This is a genomic window from Actibacterium naphthalenivorans (genome assembly GCF_014196965.1).
Taxonomy (GTDB): domain Bacteria; phylum Pseudomonadota; class Alphaproteobacteria; order Rhodobacterales; family Rhodobacteraceae; genus Actibacterium_A; species Actibacterium_A naphthalenivorans.
Map to the genome: position 1 here is coordinate 549,803 of NZ_JACIEQ010000001.1, position 15,294 is coordinate 565,096.

Annotated in this window: 13 protein-coding genes; 11 read left to right on the forward strand and 2 right to left on the reverse strand. The window is 63.8% G+C overall.

Annotated features, from left to right (window positions below; translation table 11 throughout):
* The 8 genes from GGR17_RS02655 to GGR17_RS02690 all read left to right on the forward strand — a co-directional run bounded on the left by GGR17_RS02655 (position 1) and on the right by GGR17_RS02690 (position 9,561).
* The gene (locus GGR17_RS02655; RefSeq protein WP_054538202.1) at positions 1–807 is read left to right on the forward strand and encodes a transglutaminase family protein; all 807 of its coding nucleotides are present in this window, start codon (positions 1–3) and stop codon (positions 805–807) included.
* A gap of 29 nt (positions 808–836) precedes the next feature.
* Positions 837–1,577 (forward strand): proteasome-type protease, encoded by a 741-nt coding sequence (locus tag GGR17_RS02660; protein ID WP_054538201.1) that lies wholly within the window; start codon positions 837–839, stop codon positions 1,575–1,577.
* 474 nt (positions 1,578–2,051) lie between these two features.
* Positions 2,052–3,314, forward strand: a complete 1,263-nt coding sequence (urtA, locus tag GGR17_RS02665) for an urea ABC transporter substrate-binding protein (protein WP_369817420.1) — start codon at positions 2,052–2,054, stop codon at positions 3,312–3,314.
* 73 nt (positions 3,315–3,387) lie between these two features.
* The gene (urtB, locus tag GGR17_RS02670) at positions 3,388–5,349 is read left to right on the forward strand and encodes an urea ABC transporter permease subunit UrtB (RefSeq protein ID WP_054538199.1); all 1,962 of its coding nucleotides are present in this window, start codon (positions 3,388–3,390) and stop codon (positions 5,347–5,349) included.
* A gap of 3 nt (positions 5,350–5,352) precedes the next feature.
* Positions 5,353–6,585, forward strand: coding sequence for an urea ABC transporter permease subunit UrtC (urtC, locus tag GGR17_RS02675; RefSeq protein WP_054538198.1), 1,233 nt, complete (start codon positions 5,353–5,355; stop codon positions 6,583–6,585).
* Complete coding sequence (urtD, locus tag GGR17_RS02680) at positions 6,582–7,322, forward strand: urea ABC transporter ATP-binding protein UrtD (RefSeq protein ID WP_054538197.1); 741 nt, start codon at positions 6,582–6,584, stop codon at positions 7,320–7,322. The genes urtC and urtD overlap by 4 nt, the downstream gene beginning before the upstream one ends.
* Before the next feature lies 1 nt (position 7,323).
* A complete protein-coding gene (gene urtE, locus GGR17_RS02685; protein ID WP_037205850.1) occupies positions 7,324–8,019 on the forward strand; it encodes an urea ABC transporter ATP-binding subunit UrtE in 696 nt (231 codons plus the stop codon).
* A gap of 186 nt (positions 8,020–8,205) precedes the next feature.
* Positions 8,206–9,561, forward strand: a complete 1,356-nt coding sequence (locus GGR17_RS02690; protein WP_054538196.1) for an arylsulfotransferase family protein — start codon at positions 8,206–8,208, stop codon at positions 9,559–9,561.
* Between the two features lie 45 nt (positions 9,562–9,606).
* Here the strand turns inward: GGR17_RS02690 and GGR17_RS02695 are convergent, their stop codons facing one another.
* A complete protein-coding gene (locus tag GGR17_RS02695; protein ID WP_037206035.1) occupies positions 9,607–10,719 on the reverse strand; it encodes an S-(hydroxymethyl)glutathione dehydrogenase/class III alcohol dehydrogenase in 1,113 nt (370 codons plus the stop codon).
* Positions 10,720–11,208: 489 nt separating this feature from the next.
* On the opposite strand from GGR17_RS02695, the gene GGR17_RS02700 reads away from it, so the two are divergent.
* From GGR17_RS02700 to GGR17_RS02710, 3 genes are read left to right on the forward strand one after another with little or no spacing between them, the layout of a single operon-like run.
* Positions 11,209–12,222 (forward strand): TRAP transporter substrate-binding protein, encoded by a 1,014-nt coding sequence (locus GGR17_RS02700; RefSeq protein ID WP_054538195.1) that lies wholly within the window; start codon positions 11,209–11,211, stop codon positions 12,220–12,222.
* The gene (locus tag GGR17_RS02705; protein WP_054538194.1) at positions 12,219–12,704 is read left to right on the forward strand and encodes a TRAP transporter small permease; all 486 of its coding nucleotides are present in this window, start codon (positions 12,219–12,221) and stop codon (positions 12,702–12,704) included. The genes GGR17_RS02700 and GGR17_RS02705 overlap by 4 nt, the downstream gene beginning before the upstream one ends.
* A gap of 19 nt (positions 12,705–12,723) precedes the next feature.
* Positions 12,724–14,013, forward strand: coding sequence for a TRAP transporter large permease (locus tag GGR17_RS02710; RefSeq protein WP_054538193.1), 1,290 nt, complete (start codon positions 12,724–12,726; stop codon positions 14,011–14,013).
* A gap of 5 nt (positions 14,014–14,018) precedes the next feature.
* On the opposite strand, the gene GGR17_RS02715 is transcribed toward GGR17_RS02710, so the two are convergent.
* On the reverse strand, positions 14,019–15,290 hold the full coding sequence (locus GGR17_RS02715; RefSeq protein ID WP_054538192.1) for an ABC transporter permease: 1,272 nt from the start codon (positions 15,288–15,290) through the stop codon (positions 14,019–14,021).
* Between the last annotated feature and the right edge of the window lie 4 nt (positions 15,291–15,294).

Here is a 15,294-nt window from a genome sequence, read left to right on the forward strand (position 1 = left end):
ATGCGCCTTCAGATTTCCCACCGCACGATCTACACCTACGAAAACCCCGTGGCCTATGGCCTGCAGGAACTGCGCCTGATCCCCAAGAACCGCCCGGCGCAGCATGTCGTGAACTGGAGCGTCGAGATCGAGGGCGGCAAGCGCGAGCTGGAGTTCGAAGATCAGCATATGAACCGCGTCCTGCTGATTTCCTTCGACGGCGCCGGGCACGAGATCTCCATCACCTGTTCGGGCACGGTCGAAACCTTCGATACGGCCGGCATCTGCGGCAAGCACGCGGGTTGCGCCCCGCTGTGGTATTTCGCCCACTCCACGGATCTGACCCGCGCCGGCAACCTGACCCGCAAGCTGACCAAGGGCCTGCTGAGCGAGATCGAAGACCCGGTCGCGCGGATGCATCAGCTTTCGGCCAATGTGCTGGAGGCCGTCGAATATGATCCCGGCCATACCAATGCGAAAACAACAGCCGAAGATGCGCTGACCGCCGGCCATGGCGTGTGTCAGGACCATGCCCATGTTTTCATCGCCGCGGCGCGGTCGATGGGCGTTCCCGCCCGTTATGTGTCGGGCTATCTGATGATGGACGACCGCGTGCATCAGGAGGCCAGTCATGCCTGGGCCGAAGCGCATGTGGAGAATATCGGCTGGGTCGGCTTCGACGTCTCGAACGGCATTTCCCCCGATGAGCGCTATGTGCGCGTGGCCACGGGGCTCGACTATCGCGAGGCGGCGCCGATCCACGGGCTACGCATTGGCAATAGCGGTCATGAAGCTTTGAACGTAGACATCCAGGTACAGCAGCAATAGGTGTTGGTCACCGCGGACAGGAGCGTTTCATGACCTATTGTGTTGGCCTTCGCCTCAATACCGGACTGGTCTTCATGTCCGACACCCGTACCAATGCCGGGGTCGACAATATTTCGACCTTCCGCAAGATGCAGTGCTGGTCGGTGCCGGGCGAACGGGTGATCACCGTGCTGACGGCCGGAAACCTGGCCACCACCCAGGCAGTCATCAGCCTTCTGGACGAGCGCACCAAGGCGCACGGCGAACGGAACCCGTCGATCTTCGAACAGCCGTCGATGTTTCAGGTGGCCCGGCTGATTGGCGAAACCCTGCGCGAGGTGATCGCCGAACATGCGGAATCCGGCCAGCGGGCCGACGCGGCGTTCAATGCCACAATGATCGTCGGCGGCCAGATCGGCCTGGGCGAGCCCCGGCTGTTCCTGATCTACCCCGAGGGCAATTTCATCGAAGCCTCTGCCGACACGCCGTTTTTCCAGATCGGCGAAACCAAGTACGGCCGCCCCATTCTGGTGCGCGCCTTCGACCCGGACATGAGCTTTGCCGACGCCATCAAACTGTTGCTCGTGTCCTTTGACAGCACGATCAAGGCCAACCTCTCGGTCGGCCTGCCGCTGGATTTTCAGATCTACGAGACCGGCAGCCTGCAACCGGGAGAGATTCACCGGGTCGAACGCGATGACGCCTATTTCCAGACGATTTCCCATGGCTGGGGCGATGCGTTGAAAATAGCGATCGACAGCCTGCCGCCCTATGAGATCACGCCCGGCTGATCGCCGGGGGAACGGCTCTCCAACCAGCCTCCCGGCCGGCCGCCGACTCGGGGAACCGGTTTCTTGCGCGCGGGTTCCGCGCGGCTGCTACAAATTACGCATTTGCACATTTAATAATCAAACAGCGCAATTAATTAACAAGCCCCGGCCGCCCCCCCCATTTGCCGGCACGCGCCCCCGCCCACTGCGAAAGTATGCCGCACCGCTGCGGTCAGGGTGACGCTATGTCACCCTGGCCCAGCGCCATAAAAAATCCACATTTCTTTCAAAGCGTTGGGCTTATCCGCAATTGCCGCGCGATCCGCTCCCGGTTGCAAAACCCGCATCTCAAATACCCTTTTTGTCCGAACCGGTGCATTTTGCTCACCGGTCCTGTTCATTTTTTGCAGGAGACACCAACAGCAAAAATTATCAACGCTTTGCGCCGGTGGGGCGTCTCGCTCCACGGGACGTAACAGGGACTATCTGCTCATGATGAAAAAAATTCTTTCCGCCGCCGTTCTTACGGCTGTGTTCGCTGGCGCGGCGCAGGCCGAGATCAAGGTCGGCATTCTGCATTCGCTGTCAGGAACGATGGCCATTTCCGAAACGACGCTGAAAGACACCATGCTGATGCTCATCGAGCAGCAGAACGCCAAGGGCGGATTGCTGGGTGAAGAGATCGTGCCGGTGGTCGTCGACCCGGCATCCGACTGGCCGCTCTTCGCCGAAAAAACCCGCGAGCTGATCAGCAACGAAGGCGTGGACGTGATCTTCGGCTGCTGGACCTCGTCCAGCCGCAAGGCGATCCTGCCGGTGCTCGAAGAACTGAACGGCCTGCTGTTCTACCCGGTTCAGTATGAGGGCGAGGAAAGCTCCAAGAACGTGTTCTACACCGGCGCCGCCCCCAACCAGCAGGCAATCCCCGCCACCGATTACTTCCTCGAGGAACTGGGGGTCGAGAAATTCGCGCTGCTGGGCACCGATTACGTCTATCCGCGCACAACCAACAAGATCCTCGAAGCCTATCTCAAGGACAAGGGCATTGCGGCCGAAGATATCTTCGTCAACTACACACCCTTCGGTCATTCCGACTGGTCCAAGATCGTGGCTGACGTTGTCGCGCTTGGCGCCGACGGCAAGAAGGTGGGCGTGATTTCCACCATCAACGGCGACGCCAACATCGGCTTTTACAAGGAGCTGGCCGCCGCCGGCATCTCGGCCGACGACATCCCCGTCGTTGCGTTCTCGGTGGGTGAGGAAGAGCTTTCCGGCCTCGACACCTCCAACCTTGTCGGCCACCTGGCAGCCTGGAACTACTTCCAGTCCGCCGATGCGCCCGTCAACGAAGAGTTCGTGGCCGCATGGAAAGCCCGGATGGGCGAAGATCGCGTGACCAACGACCCGATGGAGGCCCATGTCATCGGCTTCGACATGTGGGTTCAGGCCGTTGAGAAAGCCGGCACCGCCGATGTCGATGCGGTGCGCGAGGCGATGTATGGCCTGCAAGTGCCGAACCTGACCGGGGGCACCGCCACGATGCTGCCGAACCACCACCTGACCAAGCCGGTTCTGATCGGTGAAATCCAGGCCGACGGCCAGTTCGACATCATCAGCCAGACCGAAGAAGTGCCGGGTGATGCCTGGACCGATTACCTGCCGGAATCTGCGGTTCTGGAGGCAGACTGGCCGGGTCTTGGCTGCGGCATGTACAACACCGAGACCGAGACCTGCGTGCAGATCAAGTCGAACTACTGAGCCGCCTCATGGGCTTGGACTTTCACGACGACAAGAAGGAGGGGGCCACGCGCCCCCTCCGGTTTGGGCAGGAATGACACGCATATTTCTCATCGGGCTCCGCGCGGCATTGTTCTGGTTTCTGGCCGCGTTTGCCGTTCAGGCGCAAAGCCCCATTCAGGATCTTCTTCAGGAAAACCGCGCGGCGGTCGAAAAGGCCTCGCGCAAGACCATAGATGACGTGATCGGGGCGCTGCTGGCCTCGGGCCTTCCCGAAACCCGCGAGGTTCTTGCCAGATGGCGGGAAAAAGAGCTGTGGCAGCGCGACGAGGACGGGCTGTTCTTTTTCGCCGAAGCAGTGGACGGGAACACCTATCGCCTGATCGACATCGCCACCGGCGAAGCGGTCGGCGAGTATGACAAGAAGCTGGTCAGCCAGCTCAAGCCCAACAGCGGCGTGCGCAGCGTGATCGCCACGGCGCTTGTGCGGTTTCAGCTGACAGACCCCGATCCGGCCAAGCGCGCCGAGGGGCTGACCGCCATCGAACGCGGCCCCGAAGCCTCGCATCTGGAGGCGCTGCGCGCCTCGATCGAGGGCGAGAACGACTCCGGGCTTCTGGCCCGCAAACAGCGGCTGGAACGGTTGCTGACCATTGCCTATGACGATGACAGCGCCCTGCGCGTGGCCGCCATCGAAAGCTTTTCCACCGACCTGGGCGTCGACGCCCGCGCCGCGCTGAACCCGCTGCTGGCCACCACGCGCAAGGCCGCGCCCGCGCTGCCCGAGGGCGTGAACATCGCCAACGTTCTGAAACCCGGCAGCAGCGCCCTGCCCCGAAGCGAGGCCTACGCGCTTTTGGTGGCGGCGGATCTGGCGCCGCCGCTGGTCACCGCGGCGCAAAAGAAAGAGGCGCTGATCGCCAATATCGCGGATGGCACCGTCGCGGGCATGCCCATCCACACCCTTGGCACCGCCGAGGCGCGGGCACGGGCCTATGCCGCCCTCGCCGACCAGGGGCTTGCCCCGCCCGACGTCACCGAGGACGGGATCGACGCGGCCCTGGGGGCGCATGTCTTCTTCGATCAGTATAACGAACCCGACGCCGCCATCACCGCCGCGGCCGAAGAGGCGCTTTCGTCGGTCTCGACCCGCGTCGGGGTGAACCAGGCCCTTGATCTGGCGCTCGACGGGCTGTCGCTGGCGTCGATCTATTTCCTGGCCGCGATCGGGCTGGCCATCACCTTCGGCGTGATGGGCGTGATCAACATGGCACATGGCGAGTTCATCATGATGGGCGCCTATACCGGCTATGTGGTGCAGCAATTCGTGCCCAACTATACCGCGTCCATCATCGTGGCGCTGCCGCTGGCCTTTGCCGTGACCTTCGCCGCCGGCGTGGCGATGGAGCGGCTGGTGATCCGCTGGCTCTATAACCGCCCGCTGGAAACCCTGCTGGCGACCTTCGGCATTTCCATCGCGCTGCAGCAACTGGCCAAGAACATCTTCGGCACCCAGGCCCGCCCGCTGACCAGCCCCGGCTGGCTGGACGGGGCGCTGGTGCTGAACGATGTGGTGTCGATCAGCTACATCCGCATCGCGATCTTCGTGCTCGGGATCATCTTCCTGTTCCTGCTGCTGTTCGTGCTGAACAAGACCCGGCTGGGGCTGGAGATGCGCGCGGTCACGCAAAACCCGCGCATGGCGGCCAGCATGGGGATCAACCCCGACCGGGTGAACATGCTGACCTTCGGGCTCGGCTCGGGCATCGCCGGGATCGCGGGCGTGGCGATCGGGCTTTACGCCAAGGTCACGTCGGAACTGGGCAGCGACTATATCGTGCAAAGCTTCATGACCGTGGTCGTGGGCGGGGTCGGCAATATCTGGGGCACCCTTCTGGGGGCGGCGCTGATCGGCTTCCTGCAAAAAGGGATCGAGTGGATGAACCCCTCCAACACTCTCGCCGCGCAGACCTACATGATCATCTTCATCATCATCTTCATCCAGTTCCGGCCAAAGGGCATCATCGCCCTCAAGGGCCGCGCGGCGGGAGACTAGGCCATGGAACGCAGCTTTTTCGCCCGCAACCCTTCGGCCCTGATCTTCATCCTGCTGCTGGCGGCCTTCACCCTTGGCGTCACCCTGCTGTCCGAAGGTTTCGGCATGGATGTGGTTTCCACCTCCATGGTCAAGACCCTGGGCAAGACGCTTTGCCTGTGCCTGGTTGCCGTGGCGATGGATCTTGTCTGGGGCTATTGCGGCATCCTTTCGCTGGGCCATTTCGCCTTTTTCGGGCTGGGCGGCTACATGATCGGCATGTGGCTGATGTATGAACGCACCAAGGCCATCGTGATTTCGGCAACCGCCGGCGGCCCCCTGCCCGCGACGCCCGAGGAAATCCGCGAAGGTATCGGCGTGCAGATCTTCGGTGTGGTCGGCGGATCGGAGATCCCACCGATCTGGTATTTCGCCGACAGCCTGACCATCCAGCTTGCGCTGGTGGTGCTGGTGCCCGGCCTTCTGGCGCTGATCTTCGGCTGGCTCGCCTTCCGCAGCCGCGTGGCCGGGGTGTACCTGTCGATCCTGACCCAGGCGATGACACTGGCCCTGTCGCTCTACCTGTTCCAGAATGACAGCGGGTTGCGCGGCAACAACGGCCTGTCGGGGCTGCAGAACCTGCCGGGCGCCGAAAACGTGCCGCAAACCCTGATCTCGATCTATTTCCTGTGGGCCTCCGCGCTGGCGCTCGGGCTGGGGTATCTGCTGGCGGCCTGGGTCGCGGGCGGCAAGTTCGGCTCGGTGATCCGTGGCATCCGCGATGACGAGGCGCGGGTGCGGTTCCTGGGCTATCACGTCGAGGGCTACAAGCTTTTCGTCTTCACCCTCACGGCCGTGATCGCCGCCATCGCCGGGGCGCTCTACTATCCGCAGGCGGGCATCATCAACCCGGCCGAGATCGCGCCGATCGCCAGCATCTATCTGGCGGTCTGGGTCGCGATCGGCGGGCGCGGGCGGCTTTACGGCGCGGTGATCGGCGCCGCCCTCGTCAGCCTCGTGTCCACCTGGTTCACCGGCGGGCAGGCGCCCGACATTCCGCTGGGCTTTTACACGGTGCAATGGGTGGATTGGTGGCTGATCCTGCTGGGCCTCAGCTTCGTGCTGGTCACCCTGTTCGCGCCCAAGGGCATCGGCGGGCTGTTCGACCTGATCGCCGGGCGCGGATCGCCCGAGCGCCACGGGGCCGATCTTGGCCCCGATCCCGGCGCCTTGCGCGAGAAGGAGGCCGAGGAATGAGCACGCTGCTAGAGGTTTCCGGCATCTCCGTCACCTTCGACGGGTTCCGCGCCATCAACAACCTGAGCTTTCGGATCGGCGAGGCCGAGCTGCGCGCGATCATCGGCCCCAATGGCGCCGGCAAGACCACCTTCATGGATATCGTCACCGGCAAGACCCGCCCCGACGAGGGGCGCGTGATCTGGGGCGAAAAGAACGTCAGCCTGCTGAAGATGTCGGAAAGCCAGATCGCGCGCCAGGGCATCGGCCGCAAGTTCCAGCGCCCCACCGTGTTCGAGGATCAGTCGGTGTTCGACAACCTGCTGATGGCGTTGAAAAATGATCGGGGGCCGTTCGCGGTGCTGACCTATCGCCGCTCGGCCGAGGATGCCGACAAGGTGCGCGCCCTCGCCGAAGAGATCGGGCTGAAGGCCGAACTGCCGCGCAAGGCGGGCGAACTGGCGCATGGGCAAAAGCAATGGCTGGAAATCGGCATGCTGCTGGCCCAGGAACCACGCCTGCTGCTGGTCGATGAACCGGCGGCGGGGATGAGCCCGGCGGAACGCGAACACACCACCGCGCTGCTGGTCGAAGCGGCGAAAACCCGCGCCGTGGTCGTGGTCGAGCATGACATGGAATTCGTCCGCCGGCTGGGCTGCAAGGTGACGGTGTTTCACGAAGGCTCGGTTCTGGCCGAGGGCAGCCTGGATCACGTAACCGCAAACAAGGACGTCATCGACGTCTATCTGGGGCGCTGAGATGCTAGAGACAAAGAACCTGACCCTGCATTACGGCGGCAGCCAGATCCTCTATGGCATCGACATGGCCGCCGAGACCGGCCAGATCACCTGCGTGATGGGCACCAACGGCGTCGGCAAGACCAGCCTGCTGAAGGCGCTGTCGGGCACGCATCACCGCTCGGGCGGCGAGGTGGTTCTGAATGGCGAGGGGCTGGGCAAACCCCCGGCCCATGTTCTGGCGCATAAAGGCGTTGGCTATGTGCCGCAGGGGCGGATGATCTTTCCGCTGCTGACGGTGAAGGAGAACATGGAAACCGCCTATGCCTGCCTGCCGCGCGCGGAACATATGGTGCCGGGCGAGATCTATGAACTGTTCCCGGTGCTCAAGGAAATGCAGCACCGGCGCGGCGGCGACCTGTCAGGCGGCCAGCAACAGCAACTGGCCATCGCCCGCGCGATGATCACCAAACCCAAACTGCTGTTGCTGGACGAGCCGACGGAAGGCATCCAGCCCAATATCATCCAGCAGATCGGCCGGGTCATCGAATATCTGCGCGATCAGAACAGCATGGCGATCGTGCTGGTCGAACAGTTCTTCAGCTTCGCCTACGGGCTGGCCGACCGGTTCTATGTACTCAATCAGGGCCGGGTAACGCTGAGCGGCGCCAAATCGGACGTATCCGAAGCAGCCCTGATGGAGGCGGTTTCGGTCTGATCCGGCCCGCCCCCATCGACGAATTTCCGCCGGGCCGGCGTGCCGCGCCCCGTTTCCCTTGGCCAGAAAGAAATGCCTGCGCATAATTGCGGCAGGTCAGGGCCGCACACCACCGTCGATATTGCAGATCCAAGCACTTTTCCAAACCTGCGCGCGGACCATCTGAAATGATTTGAGGGCCGCCGCATGGACCGTTTTCTATTCAGGAAGATCGAACTCTGGGTGTTGCTGGTGCTGCGCCTTATCGGCTTCGCCGCGCTGATCCTCTTCGGCTCGGTCGTGCGCAATGCCGCCCTTGGAAATCAGCGGTTCGGCACGCTGGGGGCCTCGGCGCTCGCCCTTGCCGAAATTCCGGCCACTGCCCGCAAATTGCTTCGGGACGATGAAACAATGGTGGCGTTCCGCAGCGTTGCCGTCGAAGGCACGCGCGGCTGGCAGTTCGACCCCGCCGCGCAGGCGTTCCCCGGCTATCTCCTGCTCAGCCGCTACGATGGCGATGCGCGGCGTCACATCATCGAACTCGTCGACATCGCGAACGGCAGTGTCGCACACACCTGGCGCCCGGATGCAGACAGCCTGCTGGCCGGCACCACGCACCAATCCACCGTCATCACCTTCGAACGCTGGCGAACCAGATATTTCCGGTTCATTCACCCACTGCTTTTGCCCGATGGCGGACTTGTGCTGAAAGATCACCAATCCCCGCTGATCCGGACGGACGCCTGCGGCGAAATGGTCTGGCGGCGCGAGGGCAGCTTCTTTCACCACACCACCGAACCTGCGACGGACGGGTCGCTCTGGGTGCCCGGCCGGATCGAGCCTTCGGTGATCGAGGGCGCGCCCCCGTCCTTCCGCGATGAAACCATCGCGCATGTTTCCCCCGAGGGCGTCATTATAGACGAACGCTCGGTGGCCAAGATCCTTGTCGACAACGGGTTGGCGTGGCAGCTTTTCGCGACCGGCCGGTATCAGGACGATCTGATCCATCTGAACGACGTTCAACCGGTGCCCGGCGATGGCCCCTACTGGCAGAAGGGTGTTCTGTTTCTCAGCCTGCGCCATCTGTCCATGGTCGCGCTCTACCGCACCGCCACAAATGAAATCGTCTGGAGCAAACAGGGCCCCTGGGTCGCCCAGCATGACGTTGATGTCGTCGACGATCACACGATCGCGGTTTTCAGCAACAACGCCTTCCGGTTTTCCACCTCGGGGCGCGGCAGGGTCGACGGCACCAACCAGATCATCTTTTACGACTTCGCGCAGGACCGGGTATCGCGCCCGTTCGCGCCGCTGTTCGCGGCGCAGCGGATTGCCACCGTCAGCGAAGGCCTGTTCGAAATCCTGCCCGGCGGCTATCTGATGGTGGAAGAAGAGAATTCCGCCCGTTTTCTGGTCTTCGCGTCCGACGGCGCACTGGCGGCGGAATTCGTGAACCGCGCCACCGACGGCAAGACCTATCGCCTCGGCTGGAGCCGTTTCGTCAGCCGGGATCTGGGCGAGAGCGCCATGGCCGCGGTGGCAAACCGGACCTGCGCCAACTGAAGTCGCGGCGCCCCCCGGCCGGCATGCCGGGAGGGCCGCAGGCGATCAGTAAAGCACCACGCCGCGGATGCTTTCGCCCGCATGCATCAGATCAAACCCCTTGTTGATGTCTTCCAGCGGCATCGTGTGGGTGATCATCGGATCGATCTCGATCTTGCCGTCCATGTACCAGTCGACGATCTTCGGCACATCGGTGCGCCCGCGCGCGCCGCCAAAGGCCGTGCCCTTCCAGGTTCGCCCGGTCACAAGCTGGAAAGGCCGGGTGGAAATCTCGGCCCCCGCGGGCGCCACGCCGATGATGATGCTTTCGCCCCAGCCCTTGTGCGCCGCCTCCAGCGCGGTGCGCATGACGTTGACATTGCCGGTGGCGTCAAAGGTGTAATCGGCGCCGCCCTTGGTCAGGGCCACCAGATAGGGCACCAGATCGCCTTCGACCTCTGCGGGGTTGACGAAATCGGTCATCCCGAAGCGGGTGGCCATTTCGACCTTGCCGGGGTTCAGGTCAACGCCGACGATCTGATCGGCACCCGCCAGCCGCAGCCCCTGGATCACGTTCAGGCCGATGCCGCCAAGACCGAAGACGATGGCGCGGCTGCCGATTTCCACCTTGGCGGTGTTGATCACCGCACCGATGCCGGTGGTCACGCCGCAGCCGATATAGCAGATCTTGTCGAAGGGCGCGTCCTCGCGCACCTTGGCCAGCGCGATCTCGGGCACCACGGTGTGATTGGCGAAGGTCGAGCAGCCCATGTAGTGAAAGATCGGATCGCCATCCAGCGTCGTGAAACGCGAGGTGCCATCGGGCATCAGCCCGGCGCCCTGGGTGGTGCGGATCGACTGGCACAGGTTCGTCTTGGGGTTCAGGCAATATTCGCACTCCCGACACTCTGGCGTGTAGAGCGGGATGACATGATCGCCCGGTTTCAGGCTGGTCACGCCCGGCCCCACCTCCAGCACGATGCCCGCGCCTTCGTGGCCGAGGATCGCGGGAAAGATGCCTTCGGGATCGTCGCCCGAACGGGTGAATTCATCGGTGTGGCACAGGCCCGTTGCCTTGATCTCGACCAGAACCTCGCCCGCGCGCGGGCCGTCCAGGTTCACCTCGGTCACTTCAAGGGGCTTGCCCGCCTCGATAGCCAGTGCTGCGCGTGTTCTCATGGTTCCCGGATCCTCTTTTTCGGACATTATGGCATCTGTTTCGCCCGATTGGCGAAACCGCCCCCACATTCGCCGGGACTGTAGCCGAGACCTGCGGGCATTTGTAGATGGCTTGCCGGGCATGTCGGCATTTTGTCGCCGTGCCGTCGGAAGGTGCCGCCGGGCCGCAGACGCCGGGATCACGCCGCTTTTTTCAGCGACGCACAGATTGCAGGCCCTGGGCGCGGATTTCGATCTGCATTTCTGCAGCAGCTCCTCGGAACGCACTGAATTTCTTGACCTCCTCGCCCGGCAATCGTTCTGTTCAAATCTGAAAACGACAGCGCCGATGCCCAAAATCTCACCCCGAGGCCGCCGGGTATGGCACGGTTATCCCAGCGCCGGAATCGCCATATCCGGTGGAGCCGGGAAAAGACGGTAACGAAAATATCATGCTGTGCCGTGCCCGCCCCGGCCAAGCTGACGACACGACCAACACAGGAGCCGACCATGAACAAGATGACACTCGCCCTGGCCGCCTGCCTTGGCTTCGCCGCCGGGCTGGCGCAGGCCGAAACCACCCTGAGGATGGCCAACTGGCTGCCGCCGTCGCACCCTCTGGTGGCCGAGGTGATGGTGCCCTTTGCCGAGCAGGTCGCCGAGGCCACGCAGGGCCGTGTCACCGTCGATATCATGGGCGCCCCGCTTGGCCCGCCGGGCGCGCATTTCGATTTCGCGGTCAACGGCATCGCCGACATCACCTTCGGCGTGCAGGGCTATTCCCCCGGCCGGTTCAAGACGACGAATATCGCCGAGCTTCCGTTTCTGGGCGACAGCGCCGAAGCCGTCTCCGTCGCCTACTGGCGGACCTTCGACGAGATGCTGATCGACGCCGGCGAATATGACCGGGTAAAGGTTCTCGCCGTCTTCACCCACGGCCCCGGGCAGGTGTTCACCAAGGGGCGTGATCTGACATCGGTCGATGCCATCAAGGGCGTGAAGATGCGGGTGGGCGGGGGCATCGTGCATGAAATCGCCACCAGGATCGGGGCCACGCCGGTCGAGGGCCCTTCGTCCAAGGCGTATGAACTGCTGTCGCAGGGCGTGGCGGACGGCATCCTTTTCCCTTACGAATCTGTTGCCTTTTTCAAGCTGATCCCGCTGCTTGATCAGGGGCTGGCGGTGCCCGGGGGCCTTTACAACACCTCGTTCTACATCGTGATGAACAAGGCCAAATGGGAGAGTCTGCCCGAAGAAGACAAGGCCGCGATCGACAGCGTGTCCGGCGAGGCGCTGGCGCGGTTGGCGGGGCAGATGTGGGACAGGGTCGATGCCGCCGGCCTTGCCGAGATGGAGGGCAAGATCGCCATCACCACGGCCTCTGACGCGCAGGTGGCGGCGCTGGCGGCGCAGTTGCAGCCGGTGATCGACGCCAAGTTGGCCGAAGTATCGGAAACCGGCGTGGATGGTGCGGCGGCGCTGGCCCTGATGAAGGCCGAGATCGCGGCGGCCGGCACCGAATGAGCCGGGCGCCTTCCCTGCCCTCGCCGGCCGGCCCGGCGCGCGCCGCGCTTGGTGTGATCTGCGGGGTCATGCTGTTTGCGATGATGGGGCTGACGGTGGTGGATGTCATCGGGCGCTATCTGTTCAGCGCGCCGCTGACCGGCGCCACCGAGTTGACGGAGATCCTGCTGGCCTGCGTCATCTTCATCGGGCTGCCCGCGGTCAGCCTGGATGACGAACATGTCACCGTCGATCTGATCACGGGCAAGCTGCCCGCGGCCATCCAGCCCTTTCGCCGTGCGATCCTCTTGCTTGCCTCCGGCGTGGTGCTTGCGGTGATCGCGTGGCGGCTTTGGGCCCATGCCGGGCAGATCGCGGGTTACGGCGGCACCACCAACAGCCTGCGCCTGCCTGTCGCACCGGTGGCCTATCTGTGCGCGATATGCACCGGGCTCGCGGCCGGCATCACGTTTGCGGCCGCCATGCGCCCCCCGCGCGACTGAATTTCCCAAAGGACCGATCATGAGCAACTGGCCCGTCGGCGCGTCCATCCTGTTCGTTCTGCTTCTCTCTGGCATGCCGATCTCGCTTGCGCTGGCGGCGGTCGGCACCATCGGCACGGCGGCGATCATCGGTTGGGGGCCGTCGCTGTCGCTGCTGGGCCAGACCTTTTTCGACAACAGCCGCAACTATTCGCTTTCGGTGCTGCCGCTGTTTCTGATGATGGGCAATTTCGTGGTTCAATCGGGCATCGCGGAAGAGCTTTACCGCTCCGCCAATGCCTGGTTGCGGCACCGCAGGGGCGGGCTGGCGATGGCGACCGTGGTGGCCTGCGGCGGGTTCTCGTCTGTCTGCGGATCGTCGATGGCCACCGCCGCGACGATGACGAAGATCGCGCTGCCCTCGATGCGGCGGTTCGGATACCCCGACGACCTGTCGACCGCCTCGATCGCCGCGGGCGGCACGCTGGGCATCCTGATCCCGCCCTCCGTCATTCTGGTGTTCTTCGGCATCCTGACACAACAGGACATCGGCAAGCTGTTTCTTGCCGGGATCGTGCCGGGGCTGATCGGGGTGCTGGGCTATGCCATCGCGGTGATGATTTCGGTCAGGATGCGCCGGATCGATCTGCCGGTCGAAGAGAAACTGCCGCTGGCCGCGCGCATCCGGTCGCTGAGGGGCACGGCGGGGGCGCTGGCGCTGTTCGTCTTCGTGATGGGCGGGATCTATCTTGGCGTCTTCACCCCGACCGAAAGCGCCGGCATGGGTGCGGCGGGCGCCTTTCTGCTGACCATCCTGCAGGGCAGGTTCAGCCTGCGAACCACATTCGAGACCCTGTTCGAAACCGCCAAGACCACGGCCATGATGTTCTTCATCCTGTTCGGGGCGCTGACCTTCACCAACTACGTGAACCTGTCTGGCATGACCGGCGACATGCAGATCGCCCTGACCTTCTTCGGCGACAGCCCGACGGCGGTCATCCTGACGATCCTCGCGATCTATCTGGTGCTCGGCTGCATGCTGGAAGGGCTGTCGATGATCATGCTGACAGTGCCGATCTTCTATCCGGTGGTCGCGGCACAGGGGTTCGATCTGATCTGGTTCGGCATCTTCGTCGTCGTCGTTACCGAGATCAGCTATATCACCCCGCCGGTGGGGATGAACGCCTTCGTGCTGCGCTCCGTGGTGCCCGATGTCGCGCTGAAGACGATCTTTCGCGGCCTGCTTCCCTTCGTCGCGATGGATATCATCCGGGTGGCGCTGCTGTTGATCTTCCCCGTGCTGGTCCTGTTCATCCCGGCGCACATGTAGCCGCGCTATTCCTTCTCATAGGCCACGCCATCGGCCGCTGGCGCGCGGGCGCGCCCGATCAGCCCCGCCACAACGATGATCGTGGCGATATAGGGCGCCATCGCCAGGAATTCCGACGGGATCGGCGTTTGCAGCAACGCCAGCTTTTGCTGCAGCGAATCCGCAAATCCGAAGATCAGCGCCGCCAGCAGCGCGCCCACCGGATGCCAGCGCCCGAAGATCATCGCCGCCAGCCCGATATAGCCGCGCCCGCCGGTCATGCCTTCGTCGAACCGGCCCACCGAGCCCAGCGTGAACCACGCGCCGCCGAACCCGGCGACCATGCCGCCCAGCGTCACGTTGATGTACCGTATGCGGTAGACGTTGATGCCCAGCGTATCGGCGGCCCGGGGATGCTCGCCCACCGCGCGGGTGCGCAGCCCGCTGCGGGTGTAGAACAGGTAATAGGTCGCCACCGCCACCATCACCACCGCGCCATAGACGAATATGTTCTGGTTGAACAACACCGGCCCGATCACCGGAATATCGCCCAGCACCGGGATCTTGATGGACCGGAACACCGGCGCGTTGTTGAGGTGGCGATATTCCTGAAACACCTGACTGCTGACATAAGAGGTCAGGCCAAGCACAAACAGGTTGATCACCACGCCGGCGATGATCTGGCTCATCTTGTAGGTGACGACAAGCGCCGCCAGTATGAAACCGAAGAGCCCGCCGATCACCACGGCGGCCAGAAGCCCGCCCCAGCCGCCAAGCACCGATCCGACCAGCGCCCCCGCGAAGGCACCCGCCAGCAGCATCCCCTCGATCGCGATGTTCACCACGCCGGAGCGTTCGCACAGAACCCCCGCCAGCCCGCCCAGGGCAATCGGAACCGCGCGCACCACCGTGGCCTGCAACATGCCGGTCAGCGAAAACGCCTTGCCCGCCGTGGCCCAGACCAGAAAGGCCGCCACCACCAGGACCAGCCCGAAGCCGAGCGACAGCGCCGTCCACCGCACCCCGCCGCGCAGAAACTGCCGCGCCCCGAGAAAGGCCAGCAGCGCGGCGGCAAGGTAGGTGAAGGGCCCTGCCGGCACCACCAGATTGGGCACCGCCATCGGATCATTCGGGCGCGACAGCCGGAATGTGGCATCCCCCACCGTGCCCTGCGCAAAGATAAGCCCCACCAGCACAGCCAGCGCGATCAGCACGCCGCCGGCGATGCGGGCCTGCCGCTCTTTGCCCGTCGCGATCTTGCGGGATGCGGGCGGAAGGTTTTCTGTCATGCTTGCCATGCCG

Bases quoted from the DNA above. Each gene is read 5' to 3' on its own strand.
- GGR17_RS02690 (WP_054538196.1), top strand. From the start codon at position 8,206: ATGGACCGTTTTCTATTCAGGAAGATCGAACTCTGGGTGTTGCTGGTG.
- GGR17_RS02715 (WP_054538192.1), bottom strand. From the start codon at position 15,290: ATGGCAAGCATGACAGAAAACCTTCCGCCCGCATCCCGCAAGATCGCG.
- urtE (WP_037205850.1), top strand. From the start codon at position 7,324: ATGCTAGAGACAAAGAACCTGACCCTGCATTACGGCGGCAGCCAGATC.
- GGR17_RS02705 (WP_054538194.1), top strand. From the start codon at position 12,219: ATGAGCCGGGCGCCTTCCCTGCCCTCGCCGGCCGGCCCGGCGCGCGCC.
- urtD (WP_054538197.1), top strand. From the start codon at position 6,582: ATGAGCACGCTGCTAGAGGTTTCCGGCATCTCCGTCACCTTCGACGGG.
- urtA (WP_369817420.1), top strand. From the start codon at position 2,052: ATGAAAAAAATTCTTTCCGCCGCCGTTCTTACGGCTGTGTTCGCTGGC.
- GGR17_RS02710 (WP_054538193.1), top strand. From the start codon at position 12,724: ATGAGCAACTGGCCCGTCGGCGCGTCCATCCTGTTCGTTCTGCTTCTC.
- GGR17_RS02660 (WP_054538201.1), top strand. From the start codon at position 837: ATGACCTATTGTGTTGGCCTTCGCCTCAATACCGGACTGGTCTTCATG.
- urtB (WP_054538199.1), top strand. From the start codon at position 3,388: ATGACACGCATATTTCTCATCGGGCTCCGCGCGGCATTGTTCTGGTTT.
- GGR17_RS02695 (WP_037206035.1), bottom strand. From the start codon at position 10,719: ATGAGAACACGCGCAGCACTGGCTATCGAGGCGGGCAAGCCCCTTGAA.
- GGR17_RS02655 (WP_054538202.1), top strand. From the start codon at position 1: ATGCGCCTTCAGATTTCCCACCGCACGATCTACACCTACGAAAACCCC.
- GGR17_RS02700 (WP_054538195.1), top strand. From the start codon at position 11,209: ATGAACAAGATGACACTCGCCCTGGCCGCCTGCCTTGGCTTCGCCGCC.
- urtC (WP_054538198.1), top strand. From the start codon at position 5,353: ATGGAACGCAGCTTTTTCGCCCGCAACCCTTCGGCCCTGATCTTCATC.